Source organism: Streptomyces solitudinis (assembly GCF_036323765.1).
Taxonomy (GTDB): domain Bacteria; phylum Actinomycetota; class Actinomycetes; order Streptomycetales; family Streptomycetaceae; genus Streptomyces.
In genome coordinates, this window is record NZ_JAZDCW010000010.1 from 73,533 (window position 1) to 90,592 (window position 17,060).

At 74.1% G+C, this 17,060-nt stretch carries 19 protein-coding genes and 3 tRNA genes; 3 read left to right on the plus strand and 19 right to left on the minus strand.

All coding sequences use genetic code 11. The annotated features are described in order from the left end of the window. Positions 1-37 precede the first annotated feature (37 nt). From V1J52_RS22565 to V1J52_RS22590, 6 genes are all read right to left on the minus strand, one after another. Positions 38-1,105, minus strand: coding sequence for a UDP-N-acetylmuramate dehydrogenase (locus tag V1J52_RS22565; protein WP_443075904.1), 1,068 nt, complete (start codon positions 1,103-1,105; stop codon positions 38-40). A gap of 115 nt (positions 1,106-1,220) precedes the next feature. Further along, positions 1,221-1,664 carry a MaoC family dehydratase gene (locus V1J52_RS22570; protein WP_330141776.1) on the minus strand — a complete coding sequence of 148 codons (444 nt, stop codon included), beginning with the start codon at positions 1,662-1,664 and terminating at the stop codon, positions 1,221-1,223. Between the two features lie 5 nt (positions 1,665-1,669). Then, on the minus strand, positions 1,670-2,122 hold the full coding sequence (locus V1J52_RS22575; RefSeq protein ID WP_330141777.1) for an FAS1-like dehydratase domain-containing protein: 453 nt from the start codon (positions 2,120-2,122) through the stop codon (positions 1,670-1,672). Positions 2,123-2,241: 119 nt separating this feature from the next. Beyond that, positions 2,242-2,406 (minus strand): 50S ribosomal protein L33, encoded by a 165-nt coding sequence (rpmG, locus tag V1J52_RS22580; protein ID WP_006347275.1) that lies wholly within the window; start codon positions 2,404-2,406, stop codon positions 2,242-2,244. Positions 2,407-2,497: 91 nt separating this feature from the next. Next, positions 2,498-2,570, minus strand: a tRNA-Met gene (locus tag V1J52_RS22585). A gap of 47 nt (positions 2,571-2,617) precedes the next feature. Further along, a tRNA-Thr gene (locus V1J52_RS22590) sits at positions 2,618-2,690 on the minus strand. Positions 2,691-2,960: 270 nt separating this feature from the next. Here V1J52_RS22590 and V1J52_RS22595 point away from each other — a divergent pair. Together V1J52_RS22595 and V1J52_RS22600 are read left to right on the plus strand one after the other, a co-directional pair. Next, positions 2,961-4,382 (plus strand): amidohydrolase family protein, encoded by a 1,422-nt coding sequence (locus V1J52_RS22595; RefSeq protein WP_330141778.1) that lies wholly within the window; start codon positions 2,961-2,963, stop codon positions 4,380-4,382. A gap of 29 nt (positions 4,383-4,411) precedes the next feature. Beyond that, positions 4,412-5,071: an NAD(P)H-binding protein gene (locus tag V1J52_RS22600; protein WP_330141779.1), complete on the plus strand. Its 660-nt coding sequence runs from the start codon at positions 4,412-4,414 to the stop codon at positions 5,069-5,071. 68 nt (positions 5,072-5,139) lie between these two features. On the opposite strand, the gene V1J52_RS22605 is transcribed toward V1J52_RS22600, so the two are convergent. Then, positions 5,140-5,221: transfer RNA gene (locus V1J52_RS22605), tRNA-Tyr, on the minus strand. A gap of 184 nt (positions 5,222-5,405) precedes the next feature. On the opposite strand from V1J52_RS22605, the gene V1J52_RS22610 reads away from it, so the two are divergent. Beyond that, positions 5,406-5,894, plus strand: a complete 489-nt coding sequence (locus tag V1J52_RS22610) for a YajQ family cyclic di-GMP-binding protein (protein WP_330141780.1) — start codon at positions 5,406-5,408, stop codon at positions 5,892-5,894. 84 nt (positions 5,895-5,978) lie between these two features. On the opposite strand, the gene V1J52_RS22615 is transcribed toward V1J52_RS22610, so the two are convergent. The 12 genes from V1J52_RS22615 to V1J52_RS22670 form a co-directional block, all read right to left on the minus strand. Continuing rightward, complete coding sequence (locus V1J52_RS22615; RefSeq protein ID WP_330141781.1) at positions 5,979-6,368, minus strand: YccF domain-containing protein; 390 nt, start codon at positions 6,366-6,368, stop codon at positions 5,979-5,981. Beyond that, positions 6,365-7,228 (minus strand): zinc metalloprotease HtpX, encoded by an 864-nt coding sequence (gene htpX, locus V1J52_RS22620; RefSeq protein WP_330141782.1) that lies wholly within the window; start codon positions 7,226-7,228, stop codon positions 6,365-6,367. Before htpX ends, V1J52_RS22615 begins: the two co-directional genes overlap by 4 nt. A gap of 130 nt (positions 7,229-7,358) precedes the next feature. After that, entirely contained in the window at positions 7,359-8,969 is a 1,611-nt protein-coding gene (locus V1J52_RS22625; RefSeq protein ID WP_330141783.1) for an NADH-quinone oxidoreductase subunit N, read from the minus strand. Continuing rightward, a complete protein-coding gene (locus tag V1J52_RS22630; protein ID WP_330141784.1) occupies positions 8,966-10,543 on the minus strand; it encodes a complex I subunit 4 family protein in 1,578 nt (525 codons plus the stop codon). Before V1J52_RS22630 ends, V1J52_RS22625 begins: the two co-directional genes overlap by 4 nt. A 3-nt stretch (positions 10,544-10,546) precedes the next feature. Further along, a complete protein-coding gene (locus V1J52_RS22635; RefSeq protein ID WP_330141785.1) occupies positions 10,547-12,478 on the minus strand; it encodes an NADH-quinone oxidoreductase subunit 5 family protein in 1,932 nt (643 codons plus the stop codon). Beyond that, on the minus strand, positions 12,475-12,861 hold the full coding sequence (gene nuoK, locus V1J52_RS22640) for an NADH-quinone oxidoreductase subunit NuoK (RefSeq protein WP_330141787.1): 387 nt from the start codon (positions 12,859-12,861) through the stop codon (positions 12,475-12,477). Before nuoK ends, V1J52_RS22635 begins: the two co-directional genes overlap by 4 nt. Beyond that, positions 12,861-13,508 (minus strand): NADH-quinone oxidoreductase subunit J family protein, encoded by a 648-nt coding sequence (locus V1J52_RS22645; protein ID WP_330141788.1) that lies wholly within the window; start codon positions 13,506-13,508, stop codon positions 12,861-12,863. The genes nuoK and V1J52_RS22645 overlap by 1 nt, the downstream gene beginning before the upstream one ends. Continuing rightward, positions 13,505-14,113, minus strand: coding sequence for a NuoI/complex I 23 kDa subunit family protein (locus tag V1J52_RS22650; RefSeq protein WP_330141789.1), 609 nt, complete (start codon positions 14,111-14,113; stop codon positions 13,505-13,507). Before V1J52_RS22650 ends, V1J52_RS22645 begins: the two co-directional genes overlap by 4 nt. Beyond that, positions 14,113-15,072 carry a complex I subunit 1/NuoH family protein gene (locus tag V1J52_RS22655; protein WP_443075899.1) on the minus strand — a complete coding sequence of 320 codons (960 nt, stop codon included), beginning with the start codon at positions 15,070-15,072 and terminating at the stop codon, positions 14,113-14,115. The genes V1J52_RS22650 and V1J52_RS22655 overlap by 1 nt, the downstream gene beginning before the upstream one ends. After that, positions 15,072-16,049 (minus strand): NADH-quinone oxidoreductase subunit C, encoded by a 978-nt coding sequence (locus V1J52_RS22660; RefSeq protein ID WP_330141790.1) that lies wholly within the window; start codon positions 16,047-16,049, stop codon positions 15,072-15,074. The genes V1J52_RS22655 and V1J52_RS22660 overlap by 1 nt, the downstream gene beginning before the upstream one ends. Continuing rightward, on the minus strand, positions 16,046-16,681 hold the full coding sequence (locus V1J52_RS22665; RefSeq protein ID WP_330141791.1) for an NADH-quinone oxidoreductase subunit B: 636 nt from the start codon (positions 16,679-16,681) through the stop codon (positions 16,046-16,048). Before V1J52_RS22665 ends, V1J52_RS22660 begins: the two co-directional genes overlap by 4 nt. Then, positions 16,672-17,037: an NADH-quinone oxidoreductase subunit A gene (locus tag V1J52_RS22670; protein WP_330141896.1), complete on the minus strand. Its 366-nt coding sequence runs from the start codon at positions 17,035-17,037 to the stop codon at positions 16,672-16,674. The genes V1J52_RS22665 and V1J52_RS22670 overlap by 10 nt, the downstream gene beginning before the upstream one ends. Positions 17,038-17,060 lie beyond the last annotated feature (23 nt).

Genomic DNA, 17,060 nt, shown 5'->3' on the forward strand with positions numbered 1-17,060 from the left:
ACGCCGGGCTGGGCGGCTGCGGGCCGGGCCGTACCCGCTACAGCGCGCAGCCGACGGTGACGGGCTCGTTGACGAGCGTCACCCCGAAGGCGTCCCGCACCCCGTCGCGCACCTCACGGGCCAGCGCCAGCAGCTCCGCCGTGGTGGCCGAGCCCCGGTTGGTGAGCGCGAGGGTGTGCTTGGTGGAGATGCGGGCCGCGCCGGTGCCGTAGCCCTTGGGGAACCCGGCGTGGTCGATGAGCCAGGCGGCCGACGTCTTCACCCGGCCCTCCCCCGCGGGCCAGGCGGGCGCGCTCGCGTCGGGGCCGAGGCGCTCGGCGACACGGGCGAGGAACGCGGCGTGCCCGGCCTCGCTGAGCACGGGGTTGGTGAAGAAGGAACCGGCCGACCAGGTGTCGTGGTCGTCCGGGTCCAGGACCATGCCCTTGCCCGCGCGCAGCTTCAGCACCGTCTCGCGGGCACGGTCCAGCGGGACCCGCTCGCCCGCCGAGACGCCCAGCGCACGGGCCGTCTCCGCGTACCGCAGCGGCGCGGACAGGCCGCCCGCGTCCTCCAGGGCGAAGCGCACCCGCAGCACGACGAAGCGCCCGGGGTCGGCCTTGAAGCGGCTGTGCCGGTAGGAGAAGCCGCACTCTGCGGCGGGCAGGGTGACCGTATTCCGCCCGGCGCGGTCGTAGGCGACGACCTCGGTGATCACCGAGGACACCTCCTGGCCGTAGGCGCCGACGTTCTGGATGGGCGTCGCGCCCGCGGAGCCGGGGATGCCCGCCAGGCACTCGACGCCCGCGAGCCCCGCTCGGACGGTGCGGGCGACGGCCTCGGACCAGTTCTCCCCCGCTGCCAGCTCCAGCCGGGTGCCCTCCAGGCGGAAACCGGTGGTGGCGACGCGCAGGGCCGTCCCGTCGAACCCCTCGTCGGCCACGACGAGGTTGCTGCCGCCGCCGACGACCAGCAGTGGGGTGCCGGAGGCGTCGGCGGCGCGCACCGCGTCGATCACCTCGGCGTCGGTCGTCGCGGTGACCAGGCGCCTGGCCGGTCCGCCGAGGCGGAAAGTGGTCAGCGGGGCGAGCGGGGCGCCGGGCTCCTCCCGCGCGGACGCTTCCAGTACGGACGCTTCCTGCACGGGCTGATCCTGGACGGGCTGATCCTGGACGGAGGGTTCCTGCACCGGTTGTTCCTGCACGGGCACCAGCGTACGGGGGCGGGGCGGCCGTCTCCGGTCAGGCCAGGGCGACGACGGCGCGGGCCATGCCCAGCACCTTCTGCCCCGCGCTGGTGGCGGTGAGGTCGACGCGGACGGTGCGCGCGGCGTCGTCCAGCTTGGCCGCGACCTTGGCGGACACCTCGATGACGGCTCCCGGCTCGTCCCCCGGCACATCGGGGACGACGACGGGCCTGGTGAACCGCACGCCGTACTCGACGACGGCGGCCGGGTCCCCGGCCCAGTCGGTGACGACGCGGACGGCCTCGGCCATGGTGAACATGCCGTGCGCGATGACGTCCGGCAGTCCGACCTCGCGGGCGAACCGCTCGTTCCAGTGAATCGGGTTGAAGTCCCCGGAGGCGCCCGCGTACCGGACCAGGGTGGCACGGGTCACGGGGAACGTCTGCGCGGGCAGCTCGGTGCCGGGCTCGACGTCGGCGTAGGCGATCGTGGCGGTCATCTTCCTCAGTCCTCCTCCGCCGCGCGGGCCACCAGCTTGGTGTAGGCGGTCACGACGTGCTCGCCCGACGCGTCGCGCACCTCACCCCGGACGTCCAGGATGTCGTTGCCGGCGAGCGACTTGACCGACTCGATGGTGGAGGTGACGGTCAGCCGGTCTCCGGCGCACACCGGGCGGGCGTAGGCGAACCGCTGGTCGCCGTGGACGACGCGGTTGTAGTCCAGGCCCAGCTGCGGGTCCTGCACCACCGCGAAGGCGGCCCGGTAGGAGAAGACGAACGCGAAGGTCGGCGGGGCGATGACGTCCGGGTGGCCGAGCGCGCGGGCCGCGTCCGGGTCGGTGTACGCGGGGTTCGGGTCACCGATCGCCTCGGCGAACTCCCGGATCTTCTCCCGGCCGACCTCGTAGGGCGCGGTGGGCGGATAGCTCCGCCCGACGAACGACTGGTCGAGGGCCATGCCCCGCTACCTCCTGCGGCTTGCTGCTTGCGGCGTGCGGCTGCGGCATCGCTGGTGGGCTCGGCAACGCCGTGAGGCCGCCCCCTTGGCGGGGACGGCCTCAGCGACGAGCCTGTGTGTCAGCGCGTCTCGCGGTGCGCGGTGTGCGCCTTGCAGCGCGGGCAGTGCTTCTTCATCTCAAGACGGTCCGGGTTGTTACGCCGGTTCTTCTTGGTGATGTAGTTCCGCTCCTTGCACTCCACGCAGGCCAGCGTGATCTTCGGGCGGACGTCGGTGGCAGCCACGTTGAGTGCTCCTAGACGCGAAAGGGTGGTCTTACACAGAAAGAGTAGCCGACCGGAGGACCGAACCCACAATCGGCTACTGGCAGTGAAGTAGCGGCGACCGGACTTGAACCGGTGACACAACGATTATGAGCCGTTTGCTCTACCGACTGAGCTACGCCGCCACGATGTGCTTGACCCTCCACCACTGGCGGACGGCCTCACACATCAGAGCCCCAAAACGGAATCGAACCGTTGACCTTCTCCTTACCATGGAGACGCTCTGCCGACTGAGCTATTGGGGCGAGCGATGAAGACATTACACGCTCCGCCGCCGAACGTGAAATCCGTATCCGGGCGGCCGTCCGCCCGCCGCGCCGTGCCCCGCGTGGCCGCCGCTCCGGTATGACTTATCCCGACTGAGGCCGCATCGCCCCCACCGGACCGTGAGCGCGTCCTACGCTCGGTTACCCCTCCCGCTGTTCTCCCCCGCGTCCCCGGATTCCACCCCTGTCCCGTCCCCGTCCCTCCCCGCTTCTCCTCCCGTCCGATCTTGTGTATCCGAGCGGAGCCCGATGCCGGACAGCCAGCCGCAGGAACCGAGGAACCCCGGCCGCGCGGGCGCGGCGGCCGAGGGCGGCACCCTGGTCCTCAGCGGCGCCCGGCTCGCCGACGGCCGCACCGTGGACGTCCGCGTCTCCGGCGGCCGGATCGAGGCCGTCGGCACCGCGGGCAGCCTCAGCGCGCCCCGCCGCCCCGGCCCGCCACCGCACGCCCCGGGCGCGGATCACGCCCGGGGGGCGGGGGACGGGCGGGGTGCGGGGGACGCTCGGGGCCTGGGGGACGGGCGGTGCGCGGAAAGCGGCCGGGCTGCGGGGGACGGACGGGATACCGCCGCCCGCGCCGGGAGCACCCGCATCGACCTCGACGGCTACCTGCTGCTCCCCGCCCCGGCCGAACCGCACGCCCACCACGACAGCGCCCTCACCGCCTGCCCGCCGCACGGTGACGCGCCCCGGCGCCCACCGTCCCAGGAACCCAGCGAGGTGCAGCGGCGCACTACAGAGGCCGCCCTCCTCCAGCTCGGCCACGGCGCGACGGCCATCCGCACCCACGTCCGGGTCGGCGACGTCACCGCCCTGCGGTCCCTGGAGGCCGTCCTCGCCGCCCGGCGCGCGCTCCAGGGCCTCACCGACCTGACGCCCGTCGCCGTCCCCCGGCTGCTCACCGGGTGCGCGGGCGCCGACACGCTCGCCATGCTGCGGGACGCCGTCGGGATGGGCGTCGGCGTCGTCGGCGGCTGCCCCGACCTGGACCCCGACCCGGCCGGCTACACCGAGACCGTCCTCGAACTGGCCGCCGAGCACGGCTGCGCGGTGGACCTCCACACCACCGCGGACGATCCGGCACGCCTCGCCCGGTTCACCGCGATGGCCGGCGGGCTGCGGACGGGGGTCACCGTCGGCCCCTGCGGCGGGCTGGCCCGCATGCCCCGCGAACTGGCCGAGCGGCTCGCCGCCCGGCTCGCCGCCGCCGGAGTGACCGTCGTCGCCCTGCCGCAGGGCGGGTGCGGGTTCACCGGCCCCAGCCCCGGCGGCGGCTGGGCCCCGGTGCGGCTCCTGCGCGCGGCGGGCGTACGGCTCGCCGCCGGAAGCGGCGCCCTGCGCGACGCCGCCAACCCCGTCGGCCGGGGTGACCCGCTGGAGGCCGCGTTCCTGCTGGCCTCGCGCGGCGAGACCAGCCCCGAGGAGGCGTACGACACGGTGAGCGCCCACGCGCGCGCCGCGCTCGGACTGCCTCCGGTGCGGGTGGAGGCCGGATTCCCCGCGGAACTGCTGGCGGTGCGGGGGCAGACGGTGCCGGGGGTGCTGTCGCTCGCGTACAGCCGGGTGGTGGTGCACCGGGGACGCGTCGTCGCGCGCACCAGCGCGGTGCGGGAGTTCTGCGACGCCGCCGGCCCGGCCGCCCTCGGCCTGCCGCGCCAGGCGCAGGGCTGACGTCCGCCCGGTGCCGTACGGTCGGAGTCATGCGCACAGTGATCGCTGGAGGAAACGGCAAGATCGCCCTGCGGCTCGCACGGCTGCTGACCGGACGTGGTGACGAGGCCGTGGGTCTCATCCGCCGCCCCGAGGCGGGCGAGGACGTACGCGCCCACGGCGCCGAGCCCGTCGTCTGCGACCTGGAGAGGGCACCGGCCGACGAGGTCGCCCGGCACCTGGCGGGCGCCGACGCCGCCGTCTTCGCCGCCGGGGCGGGACCGGGCAGCGGCGTGGCCCGCAAGGACACCGTGGACCGCGCGGCGGCCGAACTCTTCGCGGAGGCCGCCGCCCGCGCCGGGGTGCGCCGCCTGCTCGTCGTCTCCGCGATGAGCGTGGACCGGGAACCGCCGCCCGGCACGGAGGAGGTCTTCGCCGCCTACCTGCGCGCCAAGGGCGCCGCCGACACCGCCATCCGGGCCCGCACCGACCTGGACTGGACGATCCTGCGCCCCGGACGCCTCACCGACGAGCCCGGCACCGGCCGCGTGCGCCTGGGCGCCGACCTGGAGCGCGGTGACGTGCCCCGCGACGACGTCGCCGCCGTCCTGGTCGCCCTCCTCGACGAGCCCCGCACCGCCGGCCGCACCTTCGACCTGACCACGGGCACCACCCCCGTCCCCACCGCCGTCACGGAGACGCTGGCCTGACCGCACGGCCCGGCACCACACAGAAAAGGACCCGTTCCGTACGAGACGGAACGGGTCCTTCACTCCTGTGGCGGCGCCAGGATTCGAACCTGGGAAGGCTGAGCCGGCAGATTTACAGTCTGCTCCCTTTGGCCGCTCGGGCACACCGCCAGGGGGTTCGCCGTGCGGGGCGCGGCCCCGCGACGACGGTGTAAACCATACCCGATCGTCGGGGGTGCTCCGCCACCCGGTTGATCACCAGGCGGGCGCGGCGGGCAGGGCTAGGCTTGCCACGCGGACCCCGCCGGGCGGGCCGTCGTCTCTGCAGGATCAACGTACGAGGAGCCAACACACGATGGCCGACTCCAGTTTCGACATCGTCTCGAAGGTCGAGCGGCAGGAGGTCGACAACGCCCTCAACCAGGCCGCCAAGGAGATCTCCCAGCGGTACGACTTCAAGGGCGTGGGAGCGAGCATCGCCTGGTCGGGCGAGAAGATCGAGATCCGGGCCAACTCCGAGGAGCGCGCGAAGGCGGTGCTGGACATCTTCGAGACCAAGCTCGTCAAGCGCGGCATCTCGCTGAAGGCGCTGGAGGCCGGGGAGCCGCAGGCGTCCGGCAAGGAGTACCGGATCTCCAGCTCGATCCAGGAGGGCATCTCCCAGGAGAACGCCAAGAAGGTCGCCAAGGTCATCCGCGACGAGGGGCCCAAGGGCGTCAAGGCCCAGGTGCAGGGCGACGAGCTGCGCGTCAGCTCCAAGAGCCGCGACGCCCTCCAGGAGGTCATCACCCTCCTGAAGGGCAAGGACTTCGACTTCGCCCTCCAGTTCGTCAATTACCGCTGACGTGCCCTCCGGGCCGCCCCGGGTCGGGCGGCCCGGGGCGGTGGGCGGGATCAGCGGTCGGGCGGCCCGGGGCGGTGGGCGGGATCAGCGGGGGTGGGGGGAGTCGGTGCGGACGATCTCGCGGCCCAGCGGCATGAGGGAGACGGGGATCATCTTGAAGTTGGCGATGCCCAGCGGGATTCCGATGACCGTCACGCACAGGGCGATGCCGGTGGCGATGTGGCCCAGCGCGAGCCACCAGCCCGCCAGGAGCACCCACAGGACGTTGCCGATCAGGGAGCCGGCGCCCGCGTCGTGGCGTTCGGCGGCCGTCCAGCCGAAGGGCCACAGGGCGTAGCGGCCGACGCGGAAGGACGCGACGCCGAAGGGGATGCCGATGATCGTGACGCACAGGATGAGCCCCGCGAGCAGGTAGCCGAGGAACAGCCAGAAGCCGCTCAGGAACAGCCAGATGATGTTCAGGATCGTCTTCACGGCGTCCAGCCTGCCATGCGTTCGAGCCGGGCGATGCGTTCCCGCATCGGCGGGTGCGTGGAGAACAGCCTGGACATGCCCTCGCCGGGGCGGAACGGGTTGGCGATCATCATGTGGCTGGCCGTCTCCAGGCGCGGTTCGGTGGGCAGCGGGAGCTGCCGGGTGCCGGCCTCCAGCTTGCGCAGGGCGGACGCCAGGGCCAGGGGGTCTCCGGTGAGGCGGGCGCCGGAGGTGTCCGCCTCGTACTCGCGGGAACGGCTCACGGCGAGCCGGATGAGGGAGGCCGCGAGCGGGCCCAGCACCATGAGCAGCACCATCCCGAGCAGCCCGGGGCCCTCGTCGTCGTCGGAGCGTCCGAACGGTATGAGCCAGGCGAAGTTGGCCAGGAAGACCACGACGGAGGCCAGCGCCCCGGCGACGGAGGCGATGAGGATGTCGCGGTTGTAGACGTGGCTCAGCTCGTGCCCGATGACGCCGCGCAGCTCCCGCTCGTCGAGCAGGCGCAGGATGCCGTCGGTGCAGCAGACGGCGGCGTTGCGCGGGTTGCGTCCGGTGGCGAAGGCGTTGGGGGCCTGCGTCGGGGAGATGTAGAGGCGGGGCATGGGCTGCCGGGCGGCCGTGGACAGCTCCCGCACGATGCGGTAGAGCTGCGGGGCCTCGAACTCGCTGACGGGACGGGCCCGCATGGCCCGCAGCGCCAGCCTGTCGCTGTTCCAGTAGGCGTAGGCGTTGGTGCCGAGGGCGACGAGCAGCGCGACGAGCAGACCCGTGCGGCCGAAGAAACCGCCGGTCACGAGGATCAGCGAGGACATGGCGCCCAGGAGCAGGGCGGTCCTCAGCCCGTTGTTTCGGCGGTGCACGGTACGCCCTCCAGGTGGTGCAGCGGGGGAACCCTTTGCTCTGGTGGTGTCTCCACCTTCCAGTGGACCCTCCCTGCGGGGACAACGCGAGGCAGGTCCGGCGGGTTCCCGGCGGCACCGGGCGCGGGCGCTACAGCAGCGAGCCGGAGGCGAAGCGCAGGACGAGCTGCGGGGCGCCGGAGAGGACGAGGCCGAGGACGGCCGTCACCGCGATGGCGACGCCGAGCGGGGTCGCGGGCCGCAGGCGGGACGGGGCCCGGCCGGTGACCGTCCCGGCCGCCGTCCCCGCGGGGGCCGCCGCCGCTGCGGTGTCCGCGGGGGCTGCCTCGGGGCCCGTCGCCGGGGCGCGGAACAGCAGGGCCGTCCAGCGCAGGTAGTAGACGAGGCCGATGACGACGTTGACGGCCATGACGGCCGCGAGCCAGCCGAGCCCGGCGTCCACGGCCGCCGCGAAGACGGTGACCTTGGCGAACAGTCCGATGACGCCCGGCGGCAGCCCGGCCAGGCACAGCAGGAAGAAGGCGAGGGCGAGCGCGGCGAGCGGCTGGGCGGCGTACAGGCCGCGGAAGGCGGTGAGACGGCCGTCGCCGGCCGCCCGGGCGAGGTGCAGGACGACGGCGAACGCGCCGAGGTTCACGACGGCGTACATGAGCGCGTACGTGACGGTCGCGCCGACGGCCCGCCCGGCGTCCGCGGCGTAGGCGGCGGACGCGATCGGCACCAGCAGGTAGCCGGCCTGGGCGACGGAGGACCAGGCGAGCAGCCGCACCGCGCTGTGCGGCGCCTCGGGGCGCTGGCGCAGGGCTCCGGCGTTGCCGGCCGTCATCGTGAGCGCGGCGAGGACGGCGAGGGCGGGTCCCCAGGTGGTCGCGTAGGCGGGGAAGGCGTACACGGTCACGAGGACGAGGCCGGAGAACCCGGCGGCCTTGCCGGTCACCGACAGGTACGCGGCGACGGGGACGGGCGCGCCGACGTACGTCTCGGGCACCCAGAAGTGGTAGGGCACGGCGGCGGTCTTGAAGGCGAAGCCGACGAGGGTGAGGACGACGCCCGCGGGGGCGAGGACGGCGAGCTCGGCGTCGACCGTCCGCAGGCCGTCGGCGACGGCGCCGAAGTGGAGTCCGCCGGTCGCGGCGTAGACGAAGCTGACGCCGAGCAGGGTGACGGCGGTGGCGGCGACGGAGGAGAGGAAGAACTTCAGCGCCGCCTCGGAGCCGAGACGGTCGCCGCGCCGCAGGGCGATCAGCGCGAAGACGGGCAGGGAGGCGACCTCCAGCGCGATGACGAGCGTCGCCAGGTCGCGGGCGGCGGGCAGCAGGGCGGCGCCCGCGGCGGAGGTGAGCAGCAGGAACCAGTACTCGCCCGCGGGCAGCCTGCTGTCGGCGACGGTGGGCAGCGACAGCAGGGCCGTCAGCAGCGTGCCGCCGAGGACGAGGAGCTGGACGGCGAGCGCGAAGCCGTCGGCGGTGTAGCTGCACAGCTCCGGGTCCGTGGTGAGGCAGAAGGTGGAGCGGTCCGCGCCGACGAGCGGGAGGAGGGCGAGCAGGGCCAGGCCGAGTCCGGCGACGGCGGCCCAGCCGAGCAGCGGTTTGCGCCGCTCGGGCAGGAAGAGGTCGGTGACGAGCAGGACGAGTCCGAGGGCGGCCACGATCGCGGGCGGGCCGAGTGCGGCCCAGTCGACGGACTGGACCGGGCCCGCGGTGAGGGTCACGGCGGCGCCGCCCGTGGCGGATGCTGTCATCGGCTGACTCCCGGCAGGAGGTGCTGCACGGCCGGGTCGGTGACGCCGAGCAGGAGCGCGGGCCACAGTCCGGCGAGGACGGTGAGGACGACGAGCGGGGTCCAGGCGGCGAACTCGTAGCGGCGCACGTCCGGGAGCGCGGCCGTCGTGGGCTGCCGCTCGCCCATGCAGACCCGGCGCACGACGAGCAGGAGGTAGGCGGCCGTCAGCAGGGTGCCGAGGCCGCCGACGGCCATGAACACCAGGTAGGCGGGGCGGCTCAGCCCGTCGGCGGGGTGGTAGGCGCCGAGCAGGGCGAGCATCTCGCCCCAGAACCCGGCGAGTCCGGGCAGGCCGAGGGAGGCGACGGCGCCGAAGGCGAGCAGGCCGCCCAGGCGCGGGGAGCGCCCGTAGAGCCCGGCGCCGGAGGTGCGGGCGGCGAGCTGGTCGAGGTCGGTGGAGCCGGTGCGCTCCTTGACCGCGCCGACCAGGAAGAACAGGAGGCCGGTGATCAGGCCGTGGGCGACGTTGGCGAACAGGGCGCCGTTGACGCCCGTCCGGGTGAGCGTGGCGATGCCCAGGAGGACGAAGCCCATGTGGCCGACGGAGGAGTAGGCGACGAGCCGCTTGAGGTCGCCGCCGGCGCCCTTCCGGACGAGGGCGAGGCACACCAGGGAGCCGTAGACGATGCCGACGCAGGCGAACGCGGCCAGGTAGGGCGCGAAGAACTGGGCGCCCTCGGGGGCGGCCGGCAGCACGATGCGGACCAGCCCGTAGGTGCCCATCTTCAGCAGCACCCCGGCCAGCAGGACGGAGCCGACCGTGGGGGCGGCGGTGTGCGCGTCGGGCAGCCAGGTGTGCAGCGGCCACATCGGGGTCTTCACGGCGAAGCCCGCAGCGAGGGCGAGGACGGCGATGATCTGCGTGCTGCGGCTCAGTGACGCTCCGTTGTCAGCGGCGAGTGCCACCATGTCGAACGTGCCCGCCTCCAGGCCGACGAGCAGGAGGCCCAGCAGCATGACCACGGAACCGAGCAGCGTGTAGAGGATGAACTTCCAGGCCGCCCGCGCGCGGCCTTCCCCGCCCCAGCGGGCGATGAGGAAGTACATCGGGATGAGCACCATCTCGAAGGCGAGGAAGAACAGGACGAGGTCGAGCACGGCGAAGGTGGCGAGCGTGCCGGCTTCGAGGACGAGGAGGAGGGCGACGAACGCCGCGGGGGACGGGCCCTTCGGCGGGTTGCGGTAGCTGTGGAGGGCGCACAGGAACGTCAGCAGCGCGGTCAGGACGAGGAGGGGCAGCGAGATGCCGTCGACGCCGAGGTGCAGCCGGATGCCCAGGGCGGGGATCCAGGAGAGGTCGGTTCCGGCCTGGATACGTTCGGCGCGGTCGTAGTCGAAGCCCGCCGCGAGGACGAGGGTGGCGGCCAGGACGGCGCCGGTGACGGTCACGCCGTGCCGCAGGACGGCCTGCTCGGGGCTGCTGCCCCGCAGTCCGGGCGGGGCGGGCAGCAGGGCGGCGACGGCGCCGAGCAGGGGCAGCACGACGACGGCGGCCAGCAGGAGCTGGAGCACGGTCTCGTTGAGGGTGATCACGGCTCACGCTCCGGCGAGGAGGACGGCGAGGGCCAGCACGATGGAGCCGGCGAGCAGGACGCTCAGGTACGTCTGGACGTTGCCGGTCTGGGAGCGGCGCACGGCGGCCCCGAGCCAGCCGGTGGCGGTTCCGGCGCCGCGCACGTAGGCGTCGACGACCTCGCGGTCGAGGAACCGCGCGAGGCTCGCCGCGCCGCGGACCGGGGCCACGAGGAGCCGGTCGTAGGCGGTGTCCAGGCGGAACCCGGCCGCCGCCTGGCGGTGGAGCGGGCCCAGGAGGACGGGGCCCGGGTCCGCGGTGCCGCGTGCCGTGGCGTGCCGCCAGGCGGCCCACACGATCAGGGCTCCGGCCGCCGCGGCGCCGGTGGCCAGGACGGAGGTGGCCAGCGTGGGGGCCAGGCTGCCGCCGCCGAACCAGTGCGGGAGCCAGTCGTAGAACAGGCCGAGGGCCAGGGAGGGAACCGCGAGGAACCACAGGACCAGGGTCATGACGAGCGGCTGGCGCGCGGGCACGGGCTCGGCGGAGCCGGCCGGTGCGGCGGGCCGCGGGGCTGCCGCGTCCCGGGTCGCCGCGTCGCCCCGGCAGGCGAGCAGCCACAGCCGGGTGGCGTAGGCGGCGGTGAGCGCGGCCGTGAGCAGCCCGGCGACGAGCACGATCCAGCCGGAGGCGGCGGGGATGCCCGCGTCCGGGTGGAGCGCGGTGTGCTCGGCGGCGCCCAGCACGGCCTCCTTGGAGAAGAAGCCGCTGAACGGCGGGACGGCGGCGAGGGCGAGGAGGCCGATGGTGAGCGTCCAGTACGCGTCCGGGACGCGCCGCGCGGTGCCGCCCGCGCGGGCCATCGCGGTGAGCGAGCCGGTGCCGGCGGCGTGGATGAGCACGCCCGCCGCGAGGAACAGCAGCGCCTTGAAGGCGCCGTGCGTGAGGAGGTGGAAGGTGGCCGCGCCCCGGTCGCCGACGGCCAGCGCGCCGGTCAGGTAGCCGAGCTGGCCGATGGTGGAGTAGGCGAGCACCCGTTTGACGTCGTCCTGGGCGAGGGCGGCGAGCGCCGAACCGGCCATGGTGAGCGCGGCCATGGCGGCGAGCACGACGAGGGCCGCGGCCGAGGCGGTGAAGACGGGCAGCAGCCGGGCCACGACGTACACGCCCGCCGCGACCATCGTGGCGGCGTGGATGAGGGCCGAGACGGGCGTGGGGCCCGCCATGGCGTCCGGCAGCCAGGTGTGCAGCGGGAACTGCGCGGACTTGCCCGCCACACCGGCCAGCAGCAGCAGCGCGATGGCGGTGGGGTGGTCGAGCTGGAAGTCGGACAGCGAGGAGGTGAGCCGGGTGACGATCGTGGAGATGCGGAACGTCCCGGCCGCTGAGGCCAGCGCGAGGATGCCGATGAGGAAGGGGACGTCGCCCAGCTTGGTGACCAGGAACGCCTTGAGGGACGCCGCGCGGGCGGCGGGCGTGTGCCAGTAGTGGCCGACCAGGAAGTACGAGCAGATGCCCATGACCTCCCAGCCGACGAGCAGCACGATCAGGTCGTCGGCGTAGACGACGAGCAGCATCGCCGCCGTGAAGAGGGAGACGAGGGCGGCGTACGAGGCGTAGCGCGGGTCGTCGCGCAGGTAGCCGGTGGAGTAGATCTGCACGCAGGACGCGACGACGGCGACGAGCACCGCGACGAGCACGGCGAACCCGTCGAGGTGGAAGGCCAGCTCGACGGGGAGGGCGGCGTTGCCCGTCGGCGTCAGCTCGGTGGCGGCCAGCAGCGGCGCCCGGCCGCCCTGCCGCGCGGCGACGACGACGGCGAGCACGGCCGCGGCCAGTGTCGGCAGCACGGCCAGCGGGCGGACGAAGCCCGGCGCCCTGCGGCCCGCCGCGAAACCGGCGAGTGCGCCGAGGAGCGGCAGGACGGGGACGAGGACGGCGAGGGTGGTCGTGCTCACGCGGTGGCCTCCGCCTGCTCCACGTCGGTGTCCTGGGGGTGGACGGTGCGGGGGTCGGACCGCAGGGCGGCGGGCGGCGGCTCGGCCAGTTCGCGGAGCCGGTCGATGTGGGAGCCGGCCCTGTTGCGGTAGACGAGCAGGACGATGGCCAGCCCGATACCGATCTCGGCGGCGGCGACGGCGATGGTGAACAGGGTCAGGCTCTGCCCGGCGCGCAGGGTGTCCTCGAGCCACACGTCGAACGCGACGAGGTTGAGGTTGACCGCGTTGAGCATCAGCTCGACGGAGATGAGCACAAGGACGGCGTTGCGCCGCGCCAGGACGCCGTACAGGCCGACGCTGAACAGCAGCGCGGCCAGGACGGCGGGGTAGACGAGGTGCATCAGCGCTCACGCTCCTGCCGGTCCGGTGCGGTGCCGCCGCCGGGGCCGTCCGCGCTCCGGTGGCCGCCGCCGCTCCCGGTGTCACCGGCGCTTCCGGTGTCACCGCCGCTCCCGGCACCCTCTCCGTCGCCGCCGCGCCGGGAGACGACGATGGCGCCGACGAGCGCGGCGAGCAGCAGCAGGGACAGCGCCTCGAAGGGCAGCACCCAGTGCCGGAACAGCGCCTCGCCGAGGGCCTGCGTACCGCCGTGGGGCCCGTCGAGGTCGATCCACGCGGTGCGGAACGCGTCCACGACGAGGGTGATGAGCGTCGCCGCCGCGCCGAGCGCCACGGCGAGCGCGACCCAGCGGTTGCCGGAGTCGGCGTCGGGCGAGCGGCCGATCGGCGCGCGGGTGAGCATCATGCCGAACAGCAGCAGCACGACGACGGAGCCCACGTAGATGAGCACCTGCACCCACGCCACGAACTCGGCGGTGAGGAGCAGGTACTCGACCGCGACACCGCCGAGCGCGACGACCAGCCACAGCGCGGCGTGCACGAGCTGCCGGGTGGTGACGGCGACGACGGCGGCGCCGAGCGTCACGAGGCCCGTCAGCACGAAGACGATCTCCACCCCGGTGGGCGAGAGGAAGCCGGGAGCGTTCACGCCGGGGTGCCTCCCTGCGCGCCGCCGGGTCCGGGACCGCCGCCGGGCCCGGGAGCGCCGCCGGGTCCGGAGGCCGCGTCCGCCTGAGCCGCCGCGAGCTTGGCGGCGGTCTTGTGCGCGGCGGCGATCTCCTTGGGCTCCTCGGCCGCGCCGTCCAGCGGCGGCGGCTCGGGCACCGTCCACATCCAGGCGCGGAGCGTGTCGCGCTCGTGGGTCAGCTCGCGGATGTCGGTCTCGGCGTACTCGAACTCCGGCGACCAGAACAGCGCGTCGAACGGGCACACCTCGATGCAGATGCCGCAGTACATGCACAGGGAGAAGTCGATGGCGAACCGGTCCAGCACGTTGCGGCTGCGCTCGCGCCCGCCGGGCGCGGCGGCGGGCAGCGTCTCCTTGTGCGAGTCGATGTAGATGCACCAGTCGGGGCACTCGCGGGCGCACAGCATGCAGACCGTGCAGTTCTCCTCGAACAGCCCGATCACGCCCCGGCTGCGCGCGGGCAGCTCGGGCTGGACGTCGGGGTAGTGCGCGGTGACCGAGCGGCGGGTCATCGTCTTGAGCGTGACGGCCAGGCCCTTGGCCAGGCCGGAGCCGGGGAGGCCCATCAGGGGAACACCACCTTCACGACGCCGGTGACGGCGATCTGGAGGAGCGCGAGCGGCACGAGGACGGTCCAGGCGAACTTCTGGATCTGGTCGGCGCGCATCCGGGGCCAGGCGACGCGCATCCAGATGACCACGAAACTGAGCGCGCCGGTCTTGAGCAGCATCCACAGCCAGCCGAGCTGGTCGGCGAACGGGCCGTGCCAGCCGCCGAGGAACAGCACGGCGGTGAGCGCGGAGACGACGACGATCCCGGCGTACTCGGCGAGCATGAACAAGGCGAAGCGGAGTCCGCCGTACTCGGTGAGCGGGCCGAAGATGATCTCCTCGGGAGCCAGCGGAGCGTCGAACGGCGGGCGGTGCAGCTCGGCGACCCCGGCGGTGAAGAAGACGAAGGCGCCGACGAGCTGCCAGGGCAGCCACCACCACTGCCAGGCGTCCAGGATGCCGGGCAGCGAGAGGGTGCCCGCGGCCATCACGACGGAGGCGGCCGACAGCAGCAGCGGCAGCTCGTAGGCGAGGAGCTGTGCGGCGGTGCGCAGCCCGCCGAGGAGGCTGTACTTGTTGGCGCTCGCCCAGCCGCCCATGAGCTGGCCGAGCACACCGACGCCGAGGACGGCGAGGACGAAGAAGATGCCCGCGTCCACGGCCTGCCCGACACCGCCGTTCGGCGCGACGGGGATGGCGATGAGGACGAGCAGGTAGGGGACGAGGGCGACGGCGGGCGCGAGCCGGAAGACGCGCCGGTCGGCCTCGGCCGGGACGACATCCTCCTTCTGGGCGAACTTCACGCCGTCGGCGACGAGCTGGGCCCAGCCGTGGAAGCCGCCCGCGTGCATGGGGCCGACGCGGCCCTGCATGTGGGCCATGACCTTGTGCTCGGCCTGGCCGACGAGCAGGGGGAGCGTCAGGAACGCGAGGAGGACGGCGAGGAGCCGCCAGGCGACGTCGAGGAGGTCCATCAGCGCTCGCCGCCCTCGTCCGCGCCGGGCCCGTCACCGGGACCGGATTCGGGACCGGATTCGGGACCGGATTCGGCGCCGTCACCGTCACCGGACGCGGCGGCGGAGCCGGTGCTCTCCGGCGCCGCCCCCTCCGGCGCCGCGCTCTCCGGTCCCGTCCGCTCCGGCGCCGCGTCCTCTGCGGCCGCGCTCTCCGCAGCCGCGGCGGCGGCCGCCCGTTCCGCCTCGGCGGCGGGGAGCTGCGCGGACCGTTCGCGCCAGGGGGCGTCGGCGGTTCCGGCGGGGCGGCGCGGCGCGGCCGCGCGCTGGCTGGCGGAACCGGCGGCGGCGCTGCGGGCGCGGCGCGGCGGGCGGTCCCCGGCGGCGGCGCGGCCCCGCGCGGGACGGGCCGGGGCGGGCGGGAGCTGGCCCTTGAGCGGGCCCCACTCGTTGGGGTCGGGGACGCCCGGCGGCAGCATCTGGCGCCGCTTGGGCCCGCCGTGCTCGGACTCCCCCGGTTCCTTGGCGCCGGGCCACGCCTTGGCGACGCGGGCGGCGAGCACGAAGTCCTTCCGCAGCGGATGGCCCTCGAAACCGTCGGGCAGCAGCAGCGGAGCCAGTCCGGGATGCCCGGTGAAGCCGACGCCGAACATCTCGTGCGTCTCCCGCTCGTGCCACCCGGCTCCGGCGTAGACGCCGGTGGCGCTGGGCAGTTCCGGCGCGTCGTGCGGCACGGTGGTGCGCAGCAGGAGCCTGCGCAGCGGCGCGGCGCCGGGCAGGGCAGCGACGTGGGCGCAGACGCGGAACCCGCTGCCGGGTTCGTCCACGGCGCTGAGCCAGTCGAAGTAGGTGCAGCCCAGCTCGTCGCGGGCGCTCCGCAGCGCGGGGAGCCAGTCGGCGGCCGGGACGTCCACCGTGAGCAGCCCATAGGCGTCCTGCGCCCGCGCCCCGGGCCCGAACAGCTCCCCGGCGGGGCGCGGCAGCCACCCGTCGCTCATCGCGGCTCCTCCCCGGCGGGCCGCACGAGCGGGCTGGTCAGCGCGGCCGTGGAGGGACGCGCCGGTGTGGCGGCGGCGGGCGCGCCAGGGGACGCGGGCGGGCTCCCGGGGCCGTACCGCTCGGCCGTGGACTCGGCGGCGATCTTCTCCTGGAGCTTGAGGATGCCCTGGAGCAGGGCCTCCGGACGCGGCGGGCAGCCGGGCACGTACACGTCCACGGGGATGATCTGGTCGACGCCCTTGGTGACGGCGTAGGAGTCCCAGTAGGGGCCGCCGCAGTTGGAGCACGCGCCGAAGGAGACGACGTACTTCGGTTCGGGCATCTGCTCGTACAGCCGTCTGACGGCGGGGGCCATCTTGTCGGTGACCGTCCCCGAGACGACCATCAGGTCGGCCTGGCGCGGCCCCGGCGCGAACGGGATGACGCCCAGCCGGATGAAGTCGTGGCGGGACATCGACGCGGCGATGAACTCGATGGCGCAGCAGGCGAGTCCGAAGTTGAAGACCCACAGGCTGTAGCGGCGGCCCCAGTTGAGCACGACCTTCATCGGCTCGGGGGCCAGCCGGGCCAGAGCGCCGAGGCGGCGCGGCTCCGGGAGGTCGGCGGTGCCGCCGTTGCGGGTCACGTCCATGCCAGGACGCCCTTCTTCCATGCGTACAGCAGGCCCACGGCCAGCAGGCCGAGGAAGAGGAACATCTCCACCAGCGTCACCGCGCCGAACCCGGCGAACACCGTGGCCCAGGGGAACAGGAAGACCGAGTCGATGGCGAAGATGACGTACAGGAACGCGTAGACGTAGTAGCGGACCTGGGTGTGCGCCCAGCCGTCGCCGACCGGATCGACGCCGCACTCGTACGTCAGCATCTTCTCGCGCGTGGGCACGACGGGCCGCAGGAGCGCTCCGGCCGAGAAGGCCACGGCCACGAAGAGCACGCCGACGACCGCGACCAGCCCGACGACCGCGTAGCCGTGGAAGTAGTCCGGCACGTCCACCCGTCCCTCTCCGCGCG